At 58.2% G+C, this 21,985-nt stretch carries 14 protein-coding genes, 1 tRNA gene and 2 rRNA genes (1 of these 17 only partly in view); 6 read left to right on the forward strand and 11 right to left on the reverse strand.

The window, feature by feature from the left end; genetic code table 11:
- Nucleotides 1–71: 71 nt before the first annotated feature.
- On the reverse strand, nucleotides 72–2,024 hold the full coding sequence (acs, locus tag AAIA72_RS04075) for an acetate--CoA ligase (protein WP_369602156.1): 1,953 nt from the start codon (nucleotides 2,022–2,024) through the stop codon (nucleotides 72–74).
- Nucleotides 2,025–2,217: 193 nt separating this feature from the next.
- Here acs and AAIA72_RS04080 point away from each other — a divergent pair, with 193 nt between their 5' ends.
- A complete protein-coding gene (locus tag AAIA72_RS04080) occupies nucleotides 2,218–3,132 on the forward strand; it encodes a recombination-associated protein RdgC (protein WP_369602157.1) in 915 nt (304 codons plus the stop codon).
- Here AAIA72_RS04080 and AAIA72_RS04085 read toward each other — a convergent pair.
- The gene (locus AAIA72_RS04085; protein ID WP_369602158.1) at nucleotides 3,122–5,869 is read right to left on the reverse strand and encodes a bifunctional acetate--CoA ligase family protein/GNAT family N-acetyltransferase; all 2,748 of its coding nucleotides are present in this window, start codon (nucleotides 5,867–5,869) and stop codon (nucleotides 3,122–3,124) included. The genes AAIA72_RS04080 and AAIA72_RS04085 overlap by 11 nt on opposite strands.
- 127 nt (nucleotides 5,870–5,996) lie before the next feature.
- On the opposite strand from AAIA72_RS04085, the gene AAIA72_RS04090 reads away from it, so the two are divergent.
- Nucleotides 5,997–6,920 carry a histone deacetylase family protein gene (locus AAIA72_RS04090; RefSeq protein ID WP_369602159.1) on the forward strand — a complete coding sequence of 308 codons (924 nt, stop codon included), beginning with the start codon at nucleotides 5,997–5,999 and terminating at the stop codon, nucleotides 6,918–6,920.
- A 15-nt stretch (nucleotides 6,921–6,935) separates the two neighbouring features.
- On the opposite strand, the gene fliS is transcribed toward AAIA72_RS04090, so the two are convergent.
- The 4 genes from fliS to AAIA72_RS04110 form a co-directional block, all read right to left on the reverse strand.
- Nucleotides 6,936–7,334, reverse strand: coding sequence for a flagellar export chaperone FliS (gene fliS / locus AAIA72_RS04095; protein ID WP_369602160.1), 399 nt, complete (start codon nucleotides 7,332–7,334; stop codon nucleotides 6,936–6,938).
- 16 nt (nucleotides 7,335–7,350) lie between these two features.
- The gene (gene fliD, locus AAIA72_RS04100; protein WP_369602161.1) at nucleotides 7,351–9,324 is read right to left on the reverse strand and encodes a flagellar filament capping protein FliD; all 1,974 of its coding nucleotides are present in this window, start codon (nucleotides 9,322–9,324) and stop codon (nucleotides 7,351–7,353) included.
- A gap of 109 nt (nucleotides 9,325–9,433) precedes the next feature.
- Nucleotides 9,434–9,868 carry a flagellar protein FlaG gene (locus AAIA72_RS04105; RefSeq protein ID WP_369602162.1) on the reverse strand — a complete coding sequence of 145 codons (435 nt, stop codon included), beginning with the start codon at nucleotides 9,866–9,868 and terminating at the stop codon, nucleotides 9,434–9,436.
- Between the two features lie 83 nt (nucleotides 9,869–9,951).
- Nucleotides 9,952–12,054 carry a flagellin gene (locus AAIA72_RS04110; RefSeq protein WP_369602163.1) on the reverse strand — a complete coding sequence of 701 codons (2,103 nt, stop codon included), beginning with the start codon at nucleotides 12,052–12,054 and terminating at the stop codon, nucleotides 9,952–9,954.
- Between the two features lie 347 nt (nucleotides 12,055–12,401).
- Between AAIA72_RS04110 and AAIA72_RS04115 the strand changes: the two genes are divergently transcribed.
- From AAIA72_RS04115 to AAIA72_RS04125, 3 genes are read left to right on the forward strand one after another with little or no spacing between them, the layout of a single operon-like run.
- Nucleotides 12,402–14,498: a flagellin gene (locus tag AAIA72_RS04115; RefSeq protein WP_369602164.1), complete on the forward strand. Its 2,097-nt coding sequence runs from the start codon at nucleotides 12,402–12,404 to the stop codon at nucleotides 14,496–14,498.
- An 18-nt stretch (nucleotides 14,499–14,516) separates the two neighbouring features.
- Complete coding sequence (locus tag AAIA72_RS04120; RefSeq protein ID WP_369602165.1) at nucleotides 14,517–16,487, forward strand: tetratricopeptide repeat protein; 1,971 nt, start codon at nucleotides 14,517–14,519, stop codon at nucleotides 16,485–16,487.
- 8 nt (nucleotides 16,488–16,495) lie between these two features.
- Nucleotides 16,496–18,094: a methyltransferase regulatory domain-containing protein gene (locus AAIA72_RS04125; RefSeq protein WP_369602166.1), complete on the forward strand. Its 1,599-nt coding sequence runs from the start codon at nucleotides 16,496–16,498 to the stop codon at nucleotides 18,092–18,094.
- Here the strand turns inward: AAIA72_RS04125 and AAIA72_RS04130 are convergent.
- The 3 genes from AAIA72_RS04130 to arsS are packed head-to-tail and all read right to left on the reverse strand — an operon-like array spanning nucleotide 18,091 to nucleotide 20,402.
- Nucleotides 18,091–18,741: a TIGR04282 family arsenosugar biosynthesis glycosyltransferase gene (locus AAIA72_RS04130; RefSeq protein WP_369602167.1), complete on the reverse strand. Its 651-nt coding sequence runs from the start codon at nucleotides 18,739–18,741 to the stop codon at nucleotides 18,091–18,093. The genes AAIA72_RS04125 and AAIA72_RS04130 overlap by 4 nt on opposite strands.
- Nucleotides 18,734–19,456, reverse strand: coding sequence for a TIGR04283 family arsenosugar biosynthesis glycosyltransferase (locus AAIA72_RS04135; RefSeq protein WP_369602168.1), 723 nt, complete (start codon nucleotides 19,454–19,456; stop codon nucleotides 18,734–18,736). Before AAIA72_RS04135 ends, AAIA72_RS04130 begins: the two co-directional genes overlap by 8 nt.
- The gene (gene arsS, locus AAIA72_RS04140) at nucleotides 19,440–20,402 is read right to left on the reverse strand and encodes an arsenosugar biosynthesis radical SAM (seleno)protein ArsS (RefSeq protein WP_369602169.1); all 963 of its coding nucleotides are present in this window, start codon (nucleotides 20,400–20,402) and stop codon (nucleotides 19,440–19,442) included. The genes AAIA72_RS04135 and arsS overlap by 17 nt, the downstream gene beginning before the upstream one ends.
- A 165-nt stretch (nucleotides 20,403–20,567) precedes the next feature.
- Between arsS and AAIA72_RS04145 the strand changes: the two genes are divergently transcribed.
- Nucleotides 20,568–20,644, forward strand: a tRNA-Arg gene (locus tag AAIA72_RS04145).
- Nucleotides 20,645–20,986: 342 nt separating this feature from the next.
- On the opposite strand, the gene rrf is transcribed toward AAIA72_RS04145, so the two are convergent.
- Together rrf and AAIA72_RS04155 are read right to left on the reverse strand one after the other, a co-directional pair.
- A 5S ribosomal RNA gene (gene rrf / locus AAIA72_RS04150) occupies nucleotides 20,987–21,101 on the reverse strand.
- Between the two features lie 78 nt (nucleotides 21,102–21,179).
- Nucleotides 21,180–21,985, reverse strand: a 23S ribosomal RNA gene (locus AAIA72_RS04155) (it continues 2,088 nt past the right edge of the window).

Here is a 21,985-nt window from a genome sequence, read left to right on the forward strand (position 1 = left end):
TAGGGAGCCCCCGCCGCAAACGCAAAAGCCCCGGCACCGGCCGGGGCTCAAGGGGTTGGAACGATCCGTGGTCAGCTGTTCGCCCGGTGGGCAATCAGTTCGTCCACGACACTGGGATCCGCCAGCGTGGATGTGTCACCCAGAGCGTCTGTTTCGTTGGAGGCAATCTTGCGCAGGATACGGCGCATGATCTTGCCGGAACGGGTCTTGGGCAGACCGGACGCAAACTGGATGATATCCGGTGTGGCAATGGGGCCGATTTCCTTGCGGACAAATTGCCTGAGCTCTTCCACCAGTGCCTCGGAAGGCTCGAAGCCGACGGTCAGAGTCACATAACAGTAGATGCCCTGCCCCTTGATGTCATGGGGATAGCCCACGACTGCCGCTTCCGCAACCGCCTCATGCTCCACCAGTGCGCTCTCGATCTCGGCCGTACCCAGACGGTGCCCGGAGACGTTCAGCACGTCATCCACACGCCCGGTGATCCAGTAGTAACCGTCCTCGTCACGCCGCGCCCCGTCACCGGTGAAGTAGCGTCCCGGGTAGGTGGAGAAATAGGTCTGCTTGAAGCGCTCATGGTCACCGTACACGGTACGCATCTGTCCCGGCCAGCTGTCCAGCAGCACCAGGTTGCCGGACGTGGCACCCTCCAGAATGTTGCCATCATTGTCCACCAGTGCCGGCTGCACACCAAAGAACGGACGCGTGGCCGAACCGGGCTTGAGATCCGTGGCGCCGGGCAGCGGCGTGATCAGAATCCCGCCGGTCTCGGTCTGCCACCAGGTATCCACAATCGGACAGCGCTTTTCACCCACCACGTTGTAATACCACTCCCAGGCCTCGGGGTTGATGGGCTCACCCACCGAGCCGAGCAGTTTCAGCGAGGCACGGCTGGTCTTCTTCACCGGCTCGTCGCCCAGACGCATGAGGGCACGGATGGCCGTGGGCGCCGTGTAGAAGATGTTGACATTGTGCTTGTCCACCACCTGCCAGAAGCGGGACGCATCCGGATAGTTGGGCACGCCTTCGAACATCAGCGTGATGGCACCGTTGGCCAGCGGGCCATAGACGATATAGGAGTGACCGGTAATCCAGCCCACGTCCGCCGTACACCAGTACACATCACCGTCGTGATAGTCGAAGACGTACTGGTGCGTCATGGAGGCATAGACCATGTAACCACCGGTGGTGTGCAGCACGCCCTTGGGTTTTCCGGTGGAACCGGACGTGTACAGAATGAACAGAGGGTCTTCGGCACTCATCTCTTCCGGCGGGCACTCCACAGCGGCCTCGGCCACCGCGTCGTGATACCAGACATCCCGGCCATCCACCCAGTTGATGTCTGCCCCGGTGCGCCGGACCACCAGAACCTTGTCCACCTTCTGGCCCATGCCTTCGGCAATTTCGCAGGCTGCATCGGTGTTTTTCTTGAGCGGAATGGTACGACCGCCGCGCACGCCCTCATCGGCCGTGATCACGAACCGTGCCTTGCCATCCTCGATCCGTCCGGCCAGCGCCTCCGGCGAGAAGCCGCCGAACACCACCGAGTGCACGGCGCCGATGCGGGCACAGGCCAGCATGGCATAGGCCGCCTCGGGAATCATGGGCATGTAGATGGTCACCACATCGCCCTTCTTCACGCCCATGGCCTTCATGGCATTGGCGAGCTTGCCCACCTTCTCGTACAGCTCCTGGTAGGTGATGTGCGCGTCATCGTTGGGATCGTCGCCTTCCCAGATAATGGCCGTCTGGTTGGCACGCTGGGGCAGATGCCGGTCAATGCAGTTGTAGCAGGCGTTCAGAGTACCGTCTTCATACCAGCGGATGTGGAGGTCGTCCAGCGCGTAGCTGACGTCCTTGACCCTGGTATAGGGCTTGATCCAGTCGATGCGGGTGCCATGCTCTCCCCAGAAGCCTTCCGGATCCCGGATGGACTGCTCGTACATGCGCGCATAGGTTTCTTTGTTGATCCAGGCCTTCTCGGCCCACTCTGCAGGAACGGGATAGATTGAATGGTCGCTCATGGACTCCCTCTCGTGTTTGTTTTATTTATTGTGCATTCCCATCGGAACTCACTATAGCCTCACGCCCCCGAGAATACCATTGTGTGGCCCGTCCGTGTTGCCCCTTACAACCAATGTCTAAACGCCTGTCAAGATGGTATCTGCCTGCGCTTTTGCGCATAATCGGTGCCCCGAAGAGGAGATAGCCAAGACCATGTGGTTCAAGAACGCCTGCATTTACAGTTTCACCAAACCCGTCCAGTGGGATACCGACCTTCTGGAATCTCAGCTTGCCGAAGCCGCCTTTCAGCCCTGCGGCAAGACCCAGCCGTTTTCCATGGGCTGGACCTCCCCCGCGCCCGGCGCGGATGGTCCGCTCGTCTATCAGCAGGGACCGCACATTTTCATTGCCCTGCGTAAGGAAGAGCGCCTGCTGCCCGCATCCGTCGTCAAGGACGAGCTGGCCGAACGGGTCGCCATGATTGAAGACAAGGAAGGACGGAAACTGCGCAAGAAGGAAAAGGATGCGCTCAAGGAAGAACTGATGATCGAACTGTACCCGCGTGCCTTCACCCGTCAGAAGGTCACCCGTGCCTGGATCGATACCTCAGCCAACCGTCTGGTACTCGACACTGCCACACCAGGCCGTGCCGATGAGTTCACCAGCTACCTGCGCCAGACCCTGGGCAGTCTGCCGGTTCGCCTCCTGGCCACCCGGGAATCCCCGACGGCCCTGTTCACCGGCTGGCTCAAGGAAGGGACTGCGCCCTCACCCCTGACCTGGCTGGATCAGGCTGAACTGCGTGCCGAATCCGATGACACGGTGATCCGGGTGAAAGGCGCAGGCCAGCTGGCGGATGCCATTCAGGCCCACCTGGACGACGACATGCTGGTCACCCGCCTTGCCCTGTCCTGTGATGACCGCATCGCCTGCGTGGCCGGCGACGACCTGAAACTGCGCGCCATCCGGCCGCTGGATCAGGACGACAAGGCTGACCGTCATGCGGACGAAGATCCGATGGTGCGCTTTGACGCCGACGTGGCACTGATGACCGCAGAGCTGAGCCATCTGATCGATTCACTGGTCAACGCCCTGGGCGGCGAAGACCAGACCGACATCATTCGCTGATTGTCTCGCCATGGAGCGCCGCCAGGCGCTCCTTCTGCCAGCCCTCCGGCTCATTGAGCGGCAGACGCAGGGCCATGACTTCTTCCTCAGGATCATAGCAGATCTCGAACCCGAGCTTTTCCGCCAGGCGCAGCATGGGCTTGTTGTCCGGCAGTACCGTTCCCACCATTTCTATGGTGCCCCGTTCCGTACAGTACTCGATCATCTTGCGCATCAGCACCCAGCCCAGGTTTTCGCCACGCATGTCATCCCGCACGATCACGGCAAATTCGCACTGAATATTGTCCGGATCCGTCCAGGTGCGCACCACACCCAGCGTTTCCTCCGTACCATCGCCCCGATCCGCCACGGCAATGAATGCCATTTCCCGGTCGTAGTCGATGTGCAGCATGCGCACCAGATCATCATGACTCAGATGCTTGCGGTAATGGAAAAACCGGTAGCGGATGGATTCCGGTGAGAGCTTCGAATGGAACTCGATATGCGCCGGTTCATCCTCGGGGCGAACCGGCCGGATTTCCACCTTGCGCCGGGAGCGCGGCAAAATGATCCACTCCCGCAGCTCCTCCGGATAGGGCTCGATGGCCGGTCGCATTGGCGGTCCGAGATCAATGGCCATGTCCACGGCCACCACGCCCTCCTGATCAAACAGCAGGGGCTCGATTTCCACGCCACGGATAACGGGCAGATCCACCACCAGCTGGGACAATGCGATGAGCGCCTCGCAGAGCGCATGGCTGTCCTGCTCCGGCCGGTAGGAATAGGTTTTCAACAGCCTGTACATGTGCGAGCGCGAGACCAGATCCTCGGCCAGCGTCAGATTGAGCGGCGGCAGCGCCACCTGCCGGTCGGCCAGCACGTTCACGCGCACGCCCCCCGCGCCACAGAGGATCAGCGGCCCGAAACATTCATCACGGGTCACCCCGATGTTGAAGGCAATCCCCCCTGCATCCTTGATGGCATCCTGCACCGAATACCCCACGAACGCCTCGGGCGAAAAGACCCGGTCGCCATCCGCACGCAGCTGCTCGCAGGCCTTGCGGACCGCGTCCGGATCGCTGACGCGCCGGACCGTGGAATTGAACAGTCGCCGGGGCCTGTCTTCACCCAGAAACGGCTCCTGCAAGGGGGTGTAGTGAATCTTGATATTGACCGGCCCCTTCTTCTCCCGCACCACTTCGGACACATCATCCGGTGTCTGACAATAACGGGTTTCCAGCGCTCGGATACCATAGTTGGCAACCACCGCCCTCGCCTCTTCATTGGTCAGGCTCGTACGGCCGGCGTCAAAGGCGGCCATGACAATCTTGCGCGCCCGGGAACGGTCCACCCAGGGGTTCACATAGGAACGCGGGGTCTGGCGCAGCAGCTCCTGACTTTTCTGATGGTTGACCAGATGCATGAAGGCCTTGATGGCCTTGTCCGGTGTGAAGAACGTGGGAATACCCGCCTCCCAGAACGCCTGGCGGGCATCCTGCACGGTCGCGTAGCCCATCCAGCAGGTGAAGATGTTCATGTAACTGCGCTTCGCAGCCTGAATGACCGCATCGGCCACCTGCAGGGAGTCCTCGGTCAGACTCGGACTGAACATCACCAGCACGTTCGAGACGTTCGGGTCCTTCTCCAGAATCTCGATTGCCCGGGCGTAGGTGGACGGCCCGGCATCGTAATTGAGATCCACCGGATTGCGCCGTGTCCAGTAAGGCGGGAGAATGTCCGCCAGCGCTTCGATGGTTTCGGGGGCCAGTTCCGCCAGTTCCCCCTTCAGGCTCGCCAGGCGATCCACCGCCAGCACCCCGGGGCCAAAGCCATTGGTCAACACCGCCAGAGAATGCTTGCGTACCGGCTTCATCCGCGACAGGGTTTCCAGGGCATCGAACATCTCGTCCATGCCGTTTACCCGCAGAATCCCCGCACGGCGCAGCACCGCATCATAAATGATGTCCACCTGGGTCAGCCCCGGCGGCGGCGCATGCACCTTCCACTGGCTCTCGGGCACCCTGCCGCTCTTGATGGCAATGACCGGCTTGCCGCGACTGACCGAACGCACCGCCGAAATGAAGCGCCTTGGATTGGGAATGTTCTCGATATGCAGCAGCAGTGCCTGGGTCTTTCGGTCCTGGGCCAGATAATCCACGAGATCATCCAGATCCACGTCAATGCCATCCCCCAGGGTCACCAGATGGGAGAAGCCCACCTCCCGGTGCAGGGCCCAGTCCACCACCGCACCCGCCACCGTACCGGACTGGCCGATATAGGAAATCTTGCCCGGCAGCACCCCCATGTGCAGGTAGGTGGCATTGATGTGCCGGTGCGCGCTCATGTAGCCCACCGTATTGGGGCCCAGCACCCGCATCCGGTAGCGCGCTGCAATGTCCCGGACGGAGTACATCAGTGGCCGGCCGCTGCGGCTGTGCGTCCGGGACAGCCCTCCGGTAAGAATCATGCAGGCCCGCACCTTGTGCTTGCCCAGCTTGTCCACCATCTTGGGCACCGTCTCCGGCGGCGTACAGATAATGGCCAGATCCGGCACAAACGGCAAATGATGTACCCGTGCATAACAGGGGATGCCGTGCACCTCATCGTATTTCTCGTTCACCACCGCCAGGCGCCCCTTGTAATCCGAGGCCATCAGGTTGCGAAGAACCATCCCGCCAAGGTTAGAGGCCCTTTCGGATGCCCCGAGAATCACGATGGATTGGGGATTGAAGAGGCGGTCCAGATGTCGCGTGCTCACAATCGGGTACCCTGGTCAGATGAGGTCAGACCAGCTTATCCTACTCAGGTCGAAGGTCAAAGACCTTGACCCCTGTCAGCTTCGCCGGGTAATTTACAGGACAACGACAACAACAAGGACACCGGGCATGACCACAGCGCTGTTCCATCATCAGGACTGTGAAAAACACAACATGGGGCCCGAACATCCGGAAAGTCCCCTCCGTATTGCCGCCATACTCAATCAGCTGCAGGACAGCGCACTGCTGGACGAACTGGTCATTGTCCGCCCGGACGAAGCCCAGCGCGAACTGATCGCCCAGGTTCACCCGGACAGCCACATTACCCAGCTCGAGCTGATCCAGCCGCCACAGGGTCGGGTCTTCGTGGATCCGGACACCGCCATCATGCCCGACACCCTCCGTGCGGCCTTCCTGGCTGCCGGTGCGGCAGTGGAAGCCACGGACGCCATCCTGTCCGGCGAATTCGATACCGCCTTCTGCGCCACCCGCCCGCCCGGCCACCATGCCGAACGCAACCGCGCCATGGGATTCTGCTTCTTCAACAATGTCGCCATCGCCGCCATGCGTGCACTCAACTATCACGCACTGGAGCGGGTTGCCATCATTGACTTCGATGTCCACCAGGGCAACGGCACCATGGATATTTTCAAGGACGATCCGCGGGTACTGGTCTGTTCCTCATTCCAGCATCCCCACTACCCCAACAGCCACTATTTCATGGAGCAGGAACACATCGTCAACACGCCGCTGGAGGCAGGAACGGACGGTCGCGGTTTCCGGCGCGCGGTGGAACGGGACTGGCTGCACCGGCTGCAGGACCACAAACCCCAGATGATCTTTGTCTCGGCGGGATTTGATGCCCACGAGCTGGATCCGCTCGGAGACCTGCGCCTCACGGCCAGGGACTATGCCTGGGTCACGCGTCTCATCATGGATGTGGCAAAAAGCAGCGCACGCGGGCGCGTGCTGTCCATACTGGAAGGGGGTTACAACCTCAAGGCGCTGGCCGAGAGCGTGGACCAGCACCTGCAGGTACTGGCCGGTCACTGAAGCAATGCAGGGGCCTCAGACCAGCCCCTGCTCAAGCGCCTCTTCACGGATGGCTGCCCAGGCATCACGAATCTGACGCAGGTGCCCGGCCACTTCTTCGAGAATGGCCACATCATTTTTCAGATTGGCCTCGAACAGGCGCCGCTCCATGTAGTCATAGAGCGCATCCAGATTGTCGGCCAGTTCGCCGCCCTTCTCCTTGTCCAGAAAGCCGCGCAGACCACCAATGATTTCAATGGCCTTGTTGATCAGGCGGTTCTTGCCCTCGTAATTCTTCGCCGTAATCTGTGCCCGGGCCATGGAAATGCGCTCCAGTGCACCGTCATACAGCAGCTGAATCAGCTTGTGACGGTCAGCATCCACGATACTGGTCTGACTGTTGACCGCCTGATACTGGGATACTGCATTCATCATATCTGCTCCACCTCTTTTAATCTTTCGACGACCCGGTCAGGGCATCCAGCTGCGCACTGATAAACTGTTCCGTACTTTTCAGGTTGGAAATCACAATGTCCGCTGCCGTAAACTGTTTAGCCAACCGTGTGGTCAGCGCCTCGATACGGGCCTCCATTTTTGAACGCTCTTCCGCAATCAGAGACAACTGCTTGTTGAAGGTCTCCATCGCTGCGGTCAGCGTACCGTCCACGGTCAGCATGCCGTTGATCCCGTCAATCAGCTGCTCGGCAACCCCTTCAATATAGGTCACTTTTCCGCGCGGGCCGGTCGTTCCACCAACAATGTCCACGGCAATGCCATCGGAAGGATCGCCTTCTGCGGCAATCAGCCGCTGTCCCTGCCCGGTGGCCGCCTTGCCATTGATGGTGCCGGCCACATCGACCCCATCCGTGCCGGTGCCCACGGCAATTCCCAGGGTGGAGGCGGTATTGGTATCCACCGCAGTGATTTCCACCTTGGAACTGCTACCGTAAGTTCCGGAGGTAAACACCAGCTGATTGCTGGAATCCAGAGACACCTTCACGGTCTTTCCGGCCGCCTTGAGGGAAGAATCCGCATCCAGCTGCTTCTGAATCTCCGTCACCAGCGCCGCATTGGAATAGGTATTCTGGGTCAGCGTAATGGTACCGGACTCGGTGCCATCCACCTTGATTCTGAACGTATCGTTGCTGGCATCAATCACCGTCGAGCCGGAGAGGGCCACACTGCCGGCCAGACTGCCCTGGGTGGCCATCTGGGTCACCTCGATGGCATAGCTGCCCGGTACCGTCTTGGACGTGGCACGCACGAACTTCACCTGGGGATCATCCGTGCGCCCCTGATCGGCAAAGAGGGCCGTCACGTCATCCGGCGCCTGTGCCAGCTTGGCCTTGAGTACCGAGCTGTCCAGCTCCAGCTTGCCCGTATCCTTGTTACTGGTGATACCCAGCTCGCTCAGTGCCCGCACCTGGGCACTTTCCAGGCCCTTCACCGGGCTGGACAGGGTGCTGCGAATCTGGTTCTCGATGGTACGCACGGCAGAGTTGCCCAGCAGGTTGCCCGCTTCCCCGCTCGTGGTATTGAAATCCGTCACCTCGTTGAGGATATCCTTCAGGGCATTGTATTTGTCCACAAAGTCCTGAACCCGCTCCACGACCTTGTCCGTATCCTGGCTCACCTGAACGGTTGCCGGTGAGGTGGTTTCTCCGGTGAAGGTAAAGCTCAGACCCTCCAGCAGATCGTCCACCGTATTGCTGCTGCGGCTGATGGCGATACCGTTGAGCGTAAAGTTGAGATCCTTTGCCGCAACCATTTCCGTCATGTTCTTCTGGGTCGCGTCAAAACTGAAGCGGGACAGGCCGGATGTATCCGTGTTATTGCCGTCGTTGTCCGTCACGGAAATGCTGATGGCATTGGACGCTCCGGAATTTTCCGAGGTCAGCAAAAGCTGATAGCCACTGCCCGTATTCACAACACTCGCACTGACGCCGAGCCCGTCTTCACCATTGATGGCGTTGGCAATGCCCTGCAGGGTGTTGTTGGAATTGTCGATGGTGATGTTCCTGGTGGTACCGTTAACCGTAATGGCCAGCGTACCGGTGCCGAGGGTCGTGGTGTTGGCGTCTGCCACCACCTCACTGGCGATGGAATGGTTGGTTGCCAGCTGGGAAACACCAATGCTGTAACTGCCCAATGCCGCACTTTCCGATGCCGTCACACTGATGGCCGAAGAACCGCTGGTTGCGATGCGGCTGTTGACCGCCTCCGGCTGCGCCAGCACCCGTGAAGAAATGCGAAGATCCGTCAGCGCACTCTGAATGCGCCCCAGATCCGAAAGTTTGGCATTGATGCTTTCTTCCTTCGCATCAAGCCGCTTTTCGGTGGGTTCGCGCTCGGCAGCCGCCAGCTTGTCGATCAGATCACTGGTCAACACGCCCGAACCGATGCCGATGGAAGAAATGTTCGCCATACCGAACCCCCAAAAACGAAAACAGGATGAACCCTGGTAAATATCTTATCGGCAAGAGGGGGCAAAACTTTGCCCCGTTTTGTAAAAATGTGTTTCGGCTTGCCGCGATCTACACCGAAGTGCTGATCAGATTTACCGGTTGTTCATCCTGCAAGTTACGCGCCAACCTGAGCGCTACCTCATCGGGTATCTGCCGTATGACTTCCTGCGTCTGGCGATCCACCACCGTCACCACCGTCTTGCCGGATGCATCATCCAGCTCGAACTTCAGGTCCCGCTGCACGGTCTGCACATACTCGTTGAGATGACTGACCGCCTCTTTCAGGGCCTGCCGTTCATCCTCGATCTGCGCTTTCTCCCGTGCCACGGCACTCTGTGAAGCATCCGGTGAGTCCGGTTTTGCTGATGGTGCAGGTACGTCTTGCGCCCGGGCCGGTGACGTTTGATCCGGAGGCTGCGCAACGGCCGACGGGGCAGGAGCGCTCAGACGCCCCCGCCCTGCCAGAGTCATGTTGCCCAGATCCGTGTACTTCAGATCATTCATAAATCACCTCGCTGCGCCCGTTGTGCCTTCAGCCGGCCAGGTTACCCTGACCGGCTTCCGGGAGCGAGCTGCCCGTCAACTCCTTACTGGAGCAGCGACAGCACCTGCTGCGGCCGTGCATTCGCCTGCGCCAGCACGGAGATACCAGCCTGCTGCAGTACCTGCGCCTTGGACAGCTTGGCGGTTTCCGCCGCGAAGTCCGCATCACGGATCCGGCTGTTCGCAGCCTGCAGGTTCTCACTCAGGGCCTCCAGGTTGGAAATGGTGTTCTGGAAGCGGTTCTGAATGGCACCCAGTTCCGCCTGCTTGGACGTAATGGTCTTCAGGGCGTTGTCCACCGCCTGGACGGCCTTGTTGGCACCATCGACTGTCGAGATGTCGATGTCAGACAGTTTCTGGCCAAATTCGCCGCCACCATAAGTGCCAACCCTCAAGCCAGATTTTTCAATATCTCCTGTCTTGGTGCCCAGAGTGAACTGACCGGCGGACTCCAGAGTTACAGAACCCACAGTCGTATCTGTAGATAACCCGGTGTCACCCGGGGTGCCTGCCACTATATCAATATTACGGCCGTCGTCTGCGACCAACTTATATTGGTCCGAACCGAGCGCTTCGGCTCGTACTCCTGTTTGTCCTGCTTTCGCGTTTATTGCGTCGATAATGGTTGCTTGGTTTGCAGCCACATCATTTGTGGTAGTGCCTGAAATCTGTACCCCATTGATTTGAATAGAAAAGGCTGTTGAAGCTCCTACCGCTGTCACCTTACCAGAATAAACTGTAGTCGCATTTACCTTGGCCGTGACACCTGTCTGATCAGATACACGATTTATTGCAGCAGCCAGCGCAATAGCTGAAGTCGCATTTTCTGTGGAAGAAGCAGTGTCGTCTGTCGCCAAAGTCGCACCAACATCCACACCATTTATCGTAAGATCACCTGCGACAAGCGCTGCCCTTGGGCCAGCGTTGCTAGCCGATGTTGCCGTATTTGAAGCATCACCGACCACACCACCGTTCACGCCGGAATAGGTACCTTCTTCAAAACCAACCGAGTCGATATTCCCGGTATTGGATGACAAAGTAATATCGGACCCATCTTCACTAACGAGCGTAATATTTCCCAGATAAGTCGTATCTACACCGTTCGCACCTGCAGCCAGACCATAAGTCGTCGCATTGTTGGTCGCCGGGTTGATCGTGATATTACGACCATCTTCTGCCGTAAGGTCGACCCTGAAACCGGTGTCTGTCGCAACAACACTGGCGGAAACACCGGTCAGGTCCTTTTTGCTGTTAATCTGGTCAGCCACGCCCTGCAGCTCGGTCTTGACACCCTCGAGCGTCGAAGCTGCACTGACAGACAGCGTAATGCTCACGTCATTTATCTTGACGGTCTCTGATGCCGCAGTACCAATGTTAGTAACATTAGTGCCTTCGACAGTGTTCGCATTGACAACTGCAGTAACGCCGGTTTGGTCACTCACCTTGTTAATGGCAGCCGCCTTGGCAATGGCAGACGACGACTTCAGGTAAGCCGAGGCGGTATCATCCGTACCTGCCGAGGACCCCACGGCAACACCGTTGATGACAAGATCACCGGAAGAGAGGGCGAGGCTCGCACTCGATGCATCCAAACCAGTCCCACTCACATTGGAAGATATACCCGCTGCCTCTGCAGAACCCAGAGTGGTCGTATCCAGCTTGCCCACGCTGACCTTGATCGTATCCCCCACGTTGGCACCGGTCTGGAAAACGGCATTCTGGAAGGAACCATCCAGCAATTTCTTGCCGTTGAAGTTGGTTTTTTCAGCAATATTCTTGACCTCGTCCACCAACTGGCTGACTTCCTGCTGCAGCGCCTGCCGGTCAAGACCAGTGTTGGTGTCGTTGGCTGATTGCAGCGCCAGTTCACGAATCCGCTGCAGGTTGGTCACCATGGAGTTCAGCGCAGACTCCGCGGTTTGCGCCAGGGAAATACCGTCACCGGCATTCCGGATCGCCACTGAGGTGCCTCGCGTCTGCGCTTCAAAACGTGTGGAGATGGCGAGACCTGCGGCGTCGTCCTTGGCTGAATTGATTCGCAAACCGGAGGACAGACGCTGCAGTGCGCTGTCGCCCAGCCGTTGAGAGTTGCTCAGATTCCGCTGCGCGTTCAGGGACGCGATATTGGTATTGATGACTTGGGGCATGATTGCTTCTCCTGGTTCACCCGTTGTTGTTGGGTCATTTGGGAGACACGCCTGCGTCCGGAAAGGACTTTACGCGCATCACCTGTTGCCCCTATTAGCGGCCACCTTTTGCCGGACTTTAGGCCTTTCGGCCGGTTTTATGTAACAGATTGTGAACCTTCGGGGCGGCAATCCCCTGCCTGAATCCCGTCACTCGGGCGGCAAAGCGGGGTTGTATCGCCCCACACCCTGAATCTTGAGACCTTTTAAAAACAGCGCATTAGGTCATTCCAATCAAAATTGGCACGGCTTTGGCTTTGGTTTTGGCAAACCGCCTTCGGGTTCAAGATAACGTAAGGAGGAACATCATGCCTCAGATCATCAACACCAACATCGCCTCGGTGAATGCCCAGCGCAACCTCGATCGGTCGCAGGCCGCCAACCAGATTGCTCTGCAGCGGTTGTCCTCCGGTTTGCGAATCAATTCAGCCAAGGACGACGCCGCAGGCCTCGCCATTTCAACCCGCTTCACCTCACAGGTACGCGGCCTCAATGTCGCCATCCGAAATGCCAATGATGGCGTATCACTGGCACAGACGGCCGAAGGGGCGCTGGGTGCCATGACCGAAAACCTGCTCCGCATCCGGGATCTGGCCCTGCAGTCCGCCAACGCCACGAATAGCGCCATTGACAGAGAGGCACTGAACCAAGAGGTTCAGCAGCTCAAGGAAGAAATCCAGCGCATCGCTGACCAGACCAACTTCAACGGCACCAAACTGCTGGATGGCACCTTTACCGATGTCACCTTCCAGATTGGCCCGAATGAAGGCGAATCCGTCACCTTCGGCATCAACGGCGCTACCACCGATCAACTGGGGACCGCACTCAACGACGGTATCAGCTCCGACCCGGTTTCCTTTACAACCGGCACCCCCACTGCACCAACCTACGCCCTGGGTGCAGGCGACCTCGTCATCAATGGGATCGCAGTACCCGCTTCAACGGGCGTGGACGACAGCTTTTCCAACCTGGACAATGAGCGCAGTGCCATCGCCAAAGCGGCAGCCATTAATAAGGTCACCGAGCAGACCGGTGTTAAGGCAATTGTGAACCAGAACTCTGTTGGGGGAACAAAATTCTCTACTCCGGCATCAGATATCAGCGGGAATATCAAGATAAACGGGATCAGTATCTCTGTAAGCGTGTCAAAGTTACTGTCCGACCAAGTGAACCTGGAAAATGTAGCCTCCGCAATCAATGAAAAATCCGGTCAAACCGGCGTAACCGCAATCTTCGATGGCAACCCCACGAAGGGCATTCAGCTGGTTGCCGCAGATGGCCGCAATATTATCCTGACAGGAGATGGTACCAACGACACCAGTGCCTATGGACTGGCAACCAGTGGCGGCGCATCCGCAAGCCAGACTTATGCCGGAACATTCACTCTCGTTTCGACAGACGGGTCCGACATCCAGCTCGACACCACAACCGGCACAATCAAGAACGCAGGACTGCAGGTCGGCACGTTCAGTGGCAGTAACAGTGGCCTGGTGAGCCAGGAACAACCTGCGGCAGCCATGGCCACCGGCGATCTCGTCATCAATGGCGTGCCGGTCGGACCAAGCCTGGCCTCGGATGACAGCGCCTCACCGACTGCTACCAGTCCGGCACAGAGCGCCATTGCCAAGGCTGCAGCCATCAATAAAGTTGCAGATCAGACGGGCGTGACCGCCGTCGTAAACGCCTCCATTCTCAATGGCGATGCCTCCATCGGGGGTGTTGGCTCGGCAATCGGCGGATCGTTTGACGTCAATGGTGTCACCATTAATGTGGCCTGGTCGGCTGCTGACAGCACCGCAGATGTTCAACGTACCATTGTCACTGCCGTCAACAACAAATCCGGCCAGTCGGGTGTACGGGCCGAAGCCTTTGGCAACAGCTTCCGCCTGATCGCTGACGATGGCCGCAATGTACTGGTCAACAACTTTACGGGCCTGACCGCTGCAAATGTGGGGCTCAGCGGGGGAACCTCTGCCCGGGGTTCAGTCACACTGCTTTCAGCCGGCAAGATCCAGCTTGACACCCTGACCGGCAATATCAGCAATGCCGGATTTGAAGTGGGCGCTTACGGCTCCGCCACAGACGGCCAGTTGATCCGGGATGTGGACATTTCCACCGTGGATGGAGCCATCAAGGCGCTTGCGGCAGTGGACAACGCCCTGCAGAAGATCAACTTCCAGCGCGCCCAGCTCGGTGCCATCCAGAACCGCTTTGAATCCACCGTGGCCAACCAGGCCATTGTGGCGGAAAACCTTCAGGCAGCAAACAGCCGCATCCGGGATGCGGACTTCGCAGCCGAAACGGCCGAACTGAGCCGGACTCAGGTACTGCAACAGGCCGGCCTGTCCATTCTCGCTCAGGCCAACGGTCAGCCGCAGCAGGTCTTGCAGCTGCTCCAGGGTTAACAGAAAGAGGATCAGACCATGAACGCCAGGCAGTCTCAGGCTATCGCCAGCCATCCTGAAGCCATTGATGCCCTGCTCGCGGCAGCGGTTCAGCAGGTGCGCGCTCTGGGCGGCAACTCAACGCCGCTCGGCACGTTGCTCAGCACTGCGCTGAAGGAATCTTCCCTGCCGGAAGAAACCCAGGCACTGCTGACCATTGCCGCCACCGCAGAGGGCCGACTTGAACAGGCTGAAACACTGGTCAGGACTGCCATAGAGCGTTCACCGGGAAATGCGGACCTGCATACCCAGATGGGCTACATTCAGCTTCAGTATGGCAAGCTGAGCCAGGCGCGTACCAGTTTTGAACGCGCACTGTCTCTTCAGCCCAATCACGCCCAGGCATTCCGCGGCATTGCAGACACCCTGCTCCGTCAGGAAAACTGGGCAGGCGCCTTTCTTCATTACCGCTCCCTTTACGAAAAGGGCCTTGAGGATGCGGCGCTCATCGACGCACTGGAAACCTGTGCAGCCCACCTCCAGGCAGACCACTGGGATCCGCAACTGGCCAACACGGTGCTCAGCCTGATCGAACACCCGGGCAGCCGGCCGCGGGCCTGGGCACCGCTCGCCAACACGCTGCTCATCCGTCACTACCGGCTGGACATCCCGGACGCTCAGATAGACCTCAATACGCTGGCCTCGGACATGCTGTTCCTCCAGGTGCTGGCGAAGGGACTGATCCTGAGCCCCGAAGTGGAACAAACCGCCACTGCCGTGCGCACCGCCATCCTGGCTGAAGCCGCCGAGACAAGAACCCTTCGTGAAAGCCTACAGGCACTCGCCTTTGCACTGGGCATGGCCGCCGCACAAAGTGGCTATGTCTGGCCGGTCGCACAGGAGGAGCAACAGGTTCTGAACCTGCTGGATGAGCAGATCCGCCAGGCATTGTTTACCCGTGAGCCCATTGAAACTGTTGTTGGTGCGACCCTGATCCTGGCCATGTATCAGTCACTCTACAGCAGCATGAGTGCCCCGGCGCTGCTGGGCACCGAACCGAACCACTGGCCGGACCTTCTCGAACCACTGATGGACAAGGCGCTGTGGCAACCTGCGAACATCCATGCCCGCTGTGTGGATCTGCGGCAGCACATGCTCAAGCCCAGAACCGTGACGGAGGCCATGAGCCATGAAGACCGCCTCCCCTGGCCCACCATTGCAGCGGTCCGGATCAAGGGCCCGCGCCAGTCACTGCACGATTTGCTCTGTGCACAACTGGGTACTCAGGTTCTCAACTTCGAAAAACGCCCGCTCAATGTCCTCGTGACGGAGTGCCAGACCGGGCAGCGGCCAGCCCAGCTTGCCAGTCAGTTTTCCGATGTTCATGTCACCGGTGTCGACCCGGTTCTGGTCAACATTGCCGCAGCCCAGTCACGCCCTGAAGCCGGCCGATTCAATATCCGGTTTCTGCCGCTTGACCTGCAACAACTCGGCGCCCTCAACGCCCGGCCCGACGTGCTCGAATGCGCCCGCCCGTTAAACCAGCTGGACAGCCCATTGGAAGCCGTGCGTGCCATGGCACGTGTCGTGAATCCCCAAGGGCTGGTGAAGTTCAAGGTCACCCTGTTCGATCAGGATGACCCGGAACGTATCGTCCAGACGCTGGTCCGGGAACAGTTTGATCAGCGCCATATTGAGGGCGTCAGGGCGTTACGCCACGCCATCATGCAGGATGCTCACCGTGCAGACTGGCTCCCGATTCTCTCGGATCCGGCCTTCTACAGTCTGGAAGGCGTGCGTGACCGGTTTTTCCGGGGTGTATGGCATTACCTCGAGCCCCACCACCTGGACGAACTGATCAAAAGCACGGGCTTGAAGCTCATCGGCCTGATCCATGCCGGAGCGCACAGCAGCTTGTACCGGCAACCCGAATCCGTACAGGATTGGTACGCCAAACGCGCCTATAATCTCAAAAAGCCCATTGATCTGGTGATTTACGCGCAACCCTGAGAGGCCGAATGGACAGTCAAACCCTCATCGCCAAGGCTTATGATGAAACGCACTACGAAAGCAGTGCGTTTCTGCAAACGCATCCGGAAACGCTGGCGGCCATCGGCCTGCTTTTCGGACTCCAGCCGGTTCACCCGGCTCATGGCCGGGTTCTGGAGATTGGTTGTGCGTTGGGGGACAACCTCATCCCCATGGCACTCAATGCACCCGACAGCCAGTTTGTCGGTGTCGATATCAGCTCGAGTCAGATTGACGTTGCCGCAGAACGTGCCGCCCGCCTCGGACTCCGTAACATCAAGTTTTACAGCGGATCCATAGAACACCTCCCGGACAATGCCGGTCCCTTTGATTACATCATCTGTCACGGTGTCTTTTCCTGGGTACCGGAAAGTGTTCAATCGGCCATTCTTGAGCGTATCCGGAATCTGCTTTCCCCTCAGGGTATCGCTTATATCAGCTACAACACCTACCCCGGCTGGCATTTCCGGGATGTGCTCAAGCACGCCATTCGCTTTCATGGTCGCCATGCGAAAGGTCTTGATGAACAACATGAAGCACTGAAGGAGATCGCAGACCTGCTGGCCGAACAGGGCAGTTCAAGAGAAGACACACCTACCGCCAGGATTGCCAGAGTATTCAGAAAACAGCTGGATGCCCTGCCTCCTAGTTACCTGGTTCACGAGTACTACGAACCCTTCAACATCCCGCTGTACTTCAGTCAGTTCGCAGACATGCTGGCGACTCATCAGCTGAAGTTCGTGGGCGAAGCACACATGATGGATAACTTTCCCCTGCTGCACAATCCGGAGCTTCAGGAGAAACTGCTGGCATTCTCCGGTGCGCGTGAAGAGTTCGAACAATATGCAGACCTGATGCTGTCACGCAGTTTCCGCAGTTCGCTGGTAACGCACTCGACCAACGCAGTGAATCCGAATATTCACCCCGACCGTATCCGGCCGTTCTATTTCATTTCAGACTTCAAGCCTGCACGCGAAGACACAGCGTCGCTGGCCCCCGACAAGAAGCTGAAATTTCATTCGCGCGGTACCGGGCAGGAAATCAAGGCCAGCACCCCCATAACAAAGGCCGCCTTGACTTGTCTCTGGCATGCCTGGCCGCTCGGTTTCAACTTCAATGATCTGGTTCATCATGCCTACAAGGTGCTGAGCCGGGATATCAATTCCACTCCGCTGGAAGAGGTCAAAAAAGAAGCCCTGCAGCTCTGTCAGGATCTGCTGGAGCTCTACGCTGGTGGCCATCTCCGTTTTCCGCGTGTATCACCGCCCCTGTGCACCAATCAGGTTTCGTCCGCACCGCTACTGAGCCCGGTCGCACGCCAACAGCTTCAGAACAGTGAATCCGGACAGGTCACCAACCAGCTGCACTGTACTGTACGACTGGAACCCCTGGTCAGAGAAGTCGCACTGCTCTGTAATGGCCAGCGCAGCCAGACCGAAATCGAGGTGGCCCTGACCGGCATTTTGAGGTCACGAGGTACTGAACTCGGAATCAAACCGGAACTTCTGGTCAGGCCGGAAGGCGCTGCGAAAGACGCCGTGAGACTGGGGCTCGCTGTCTTGCGTGATCATGCGTTGCTCGTGGGCTAATCCCCTTCGGAGGCGGACGGACAGGTACGCTGCCACCTCTCCCAATCCCCCCAGGTATCCACATCCCACAGCTCGGGCAGGTATCCGATGGACAGCCCTGCATTGCTGAGTGCCTGGACGGTATTTTCCAGCGCATGACCCGTACCCCACCGGGCATGGTCAAAGGCCTGAGGGAGGTCAACGCGGCTGCCGATCAGGACGTAACCCCCGTCGTCAGAAGGAATGAGCACGACGTCATGGATACGCAGCTGCTCAATCACGTGCCGGATATGCTCGACGGTAACAGCAGGACAATCACTTCCCACGATGATGCCCGCCCCGGCTTCCCGGACAGCTTGGGACAGGGCCTTGCGCATGCGCTCGCCAAGGTTGTCTCCCTCCTGCACTCGTTCACCAAGGCCCGCCGAAAGCGCTGACAAGAGCTCAAGCTGTTGCGTGCTGAGTTCCGCTCCCTGAGGCTCGGGCTCCGCGTCCCACCAGATCTCGGGTTGAAAGGGCTTGAGCTGTCTTGTAACGGCAGACAGCAACGCCAGATAGCAGTCGAGGGCGCGATCATCGCCCACGGTTGCGGCCAACCGGGTTTTAACCTTTCCCAATCTGGGCCAGCGCGCAAAAATCATCAACTGCGGAATGACGGGTTCATTCATTCTGATAACGCGCTCCATAGTATCTTTTTACCAGCACGTCAGGACTTGCCCCGCGGTAATACGCCAACTTGAGCGACCACATGAGCCATATGGTCCTCAGAATACCTTCCTGCTCCCACTTGCGACTGGAGGTCAGCACCGGTTCCCGTATACAGACCGGCCGGCCGTATCGGCTCTTGAGGGTGCGGCAGATTTCGATATCTTCCATCAGCGGCTGATCCGGAAACCCTCCGATTCCCCTGAACACCTGAGCCTTGACAAAAATGGCCTGGTCCCCTGTTGCGATACCGGTCAGACGTGATCGCCAGGAGATCATCCACTCAATTATCCGGAACGCCGGATGCTTGCCAGACAAACGAACATCAAAGCGCCCCCATGCTGCCGACGATTTTTCAGCCAAAGGACGCAGGATTTTCAGCACATTACGCGGCAACTGTGTATCCGCATGCAGGAACAGCAATACTTTGCCTCTGGCAACGGAGGCCCCGGCATTCATCTGACGTGCGCGTCCTTTCGGAGCCGTGATGACAACATCAGTGCAGGCCGCACATTCACCTGAAAGCGGTATGTCGCCCTCCGCCCTGGCAAGGATCACCTCAGCGCCCTGGCGCCGGAAGGCCGTCAGATCTTCCAGAAACGGCAGTAGCGCCGGCCCTTCACGCCAGACCGGCACGATGATTGACAACCAGGGAGAGGGATCAGTCGAGTGCGCCACCACAACTGCTTCCCTGGCCGGCTGTGCAGCCGTAACAGTGATCCGCAGTCTGAATCCGCTCTCCTTCGAGCGATGTTTCCAGGATATCACGCAGATGCGGTTTCACCTTGTCTGATGCGATCAATGGGATATGCAGCATCTGATTGAAATCACAGTCATAGACATAGCCTTGCCAGTCCACGCTGATCAGTGAGCGACACATCACGCCTTCAAGATTATGCTCACTGTAAGAGGATCGGAGGAGATCCATGTAATCATGGAACTGTCCCTTCGAGAGAAGCGTGCTGCCAAACCGGCTGATGGGCATATTGGTAATGGCGAACAACTGGTTGAATTCAATCCCGAAGTCCTCGCGGAGTCTGGCCTTGTAGTCCGCTTCAAGCTTTTGCTGATCCGGCGGCAGGAACGGGCCACCCGGATTGTAAACCAGGTTCAGGACAAGACCTGTGTCTGGCTTCCCGTATCCCAGACGGTTCAGTTCCAGCAAGCCACGGATGCTGTCATCAAAGACCCCTTTCCCACGCTGTTTGTCAACATTCTCGCGAGTATAACAAGGCAAGCTTGCTGTGATCTCAACCTGCTGTTCTGCGAGGAAAACAGACAGATCTTCGTAGCCCGGTTCCACCAGAATGGTCAGGTTGCAGCGATCCATCACCCTGACGCCCATGCGCCGGGCCTCGGTGACCAGATACCGGAAATGAGGATTCATTTCAGGCGCACCCCCGGTCAGATCAAGCAGGTCAATCTGATGTTTTTCCAGATAGGCCAACACCAGTTCTATGGTTTCCCGATCCATCATTTCGGTTCGCCGCGGCCCTGCCGCAACATGGCAGTGCGTGCAACTGAGATTGCACCGATAACCGAGATTGACCTGAAGGGTTTCGGTTTGCTTCCGCCGGATTTCCGGAAAATCGGATACCATCAGCATCGGGCGGGTATCAAGCATTGAGTACTCCTGAAATGGTGACTGTCTGAGTGATATTGGACTGAACTCTCACAGAATAGTTCACACCGGTCAAGCCTGAAACCGTGACTTTTCCCGCCTTCTACCACGCAACGCATCAGCGGGATGACTTTCCGCATCGGGCAAAGTATAATGCGGCCTCGTTACGCCCCGGTGGCACAGCTGGATAGCGCGACCCCCTCCTAAGGGGTAGGTCACAGGTTCGAATCCTGTCCGGGGCGCCACTTTTCATCCCTTCAAGCTCACCTTTCGCCTGCCTCATTTCAAAACGTCAGACAGCAAACAGCCGCACCAGTTTTATATTCAGGGAGATTTTACAATCGTTCTTCCGAATGCAATCGGGCTCATCTTCGGAAGCCGGCCGCATGCCCGGATGAGTGGCGCACGGCCGGGTGTTAACGCTGCAGACAGAATCGCTTTCCCCTATCGTTCTGCTTCCCAGAGGCGCCTCTGATCTCATGCTCATGTCCATCTGATCAGGTACGGGAGAGGCGTGCCCTGGGCCAATTCGGCATACCCCAAACGCAAGAAGGCCCCGGTATTGCTACCGGGGCCTGGGATAAGATGCCTGACGACGACCTACTCTCGCATGGGCAATGCCACACTACCATCGGCGCTGGACTGTTTCACTTCTGAGTTCGGTATGGGGTCAGGTGGTTCCAGTCCGCTATGATCATCAGGCAAAAACCTGTTGCTCTCACAAACTGCTGAACGAAAGCTGCGCTACACTCGCAATCCAAAAAACCGCTTCGGTGTTATATGGTCAAGCCTCACGGGCAATTAGTACTGGTTAGCTCAACGCCTCACAGCGCTTACACACCCAGCCTATCAACCTTGTGGTCTTCAAGGGCCCTTCAGGAGGATCAAGTCCTCAGGGAGACCTCATCTTGAAGGGGGCTTCCCGCTTAGATGCTTTCAGCGGTTATCCCGTCCGAACATAGCTACCCGGCAGTGCCACTGGCGTGACAACCGGAACACCAGAGGTTCGTCCACTCCGGTCCTCTCGTACTAGGAGCAGCTCTTCTCAAGTCTCCAACGTCCACGGCAGATAGGGACCGAACTGTCTCACGACGTTCTAAACCCAGCTCGCGTACCACTTTAAATGGCGAACAGCCATACCCTTGGGACCGGCTTCAGCCCCAGGATGTGATGAGCCGACATCGAGGTGCCAAACACCGCCGTCGATGTGAACTCTTGGGCGGTATCAGCCTGTTATCCCCGGAGTACCTTTTATCCGTTGAGCGATGGCCCTTCCATACAGAACCACCGGATCACTAAGACCTGCTTTCGCACCTGCTCGACTTGTCTGTCTCGCAGTCAAGCGCGCTTGTGCCTTTACACTAACCGTACGATGTCCGACCGTACTTAGCGCACCTTCGTGCTCCTCCGTTACTCTTTTGGAGGAGACCGCCCCAGTCAAACTACCCACCACACAGTGTCCTCGTCCTGGATAACAGGACAGAGTTAGAACCTCAACATGACCAGGGTGGTATTTCAAGGTCGGCTCCACCGGAACTGGCGTCCCGGCTTCAAAGCCTCCCACCTATCCTACACAAGTCATGTCA

The sequence above is a fragment of the Thermohahella caldifontis genome (assembly GCF_041153465.1).
Classification (GTDB): Bacteria; Pseudomonadota; Gammaproteobacteria; order Pseudomonadales; family Oleiphilaceae; genus Thermohahella; species Thermohahella caldifontis.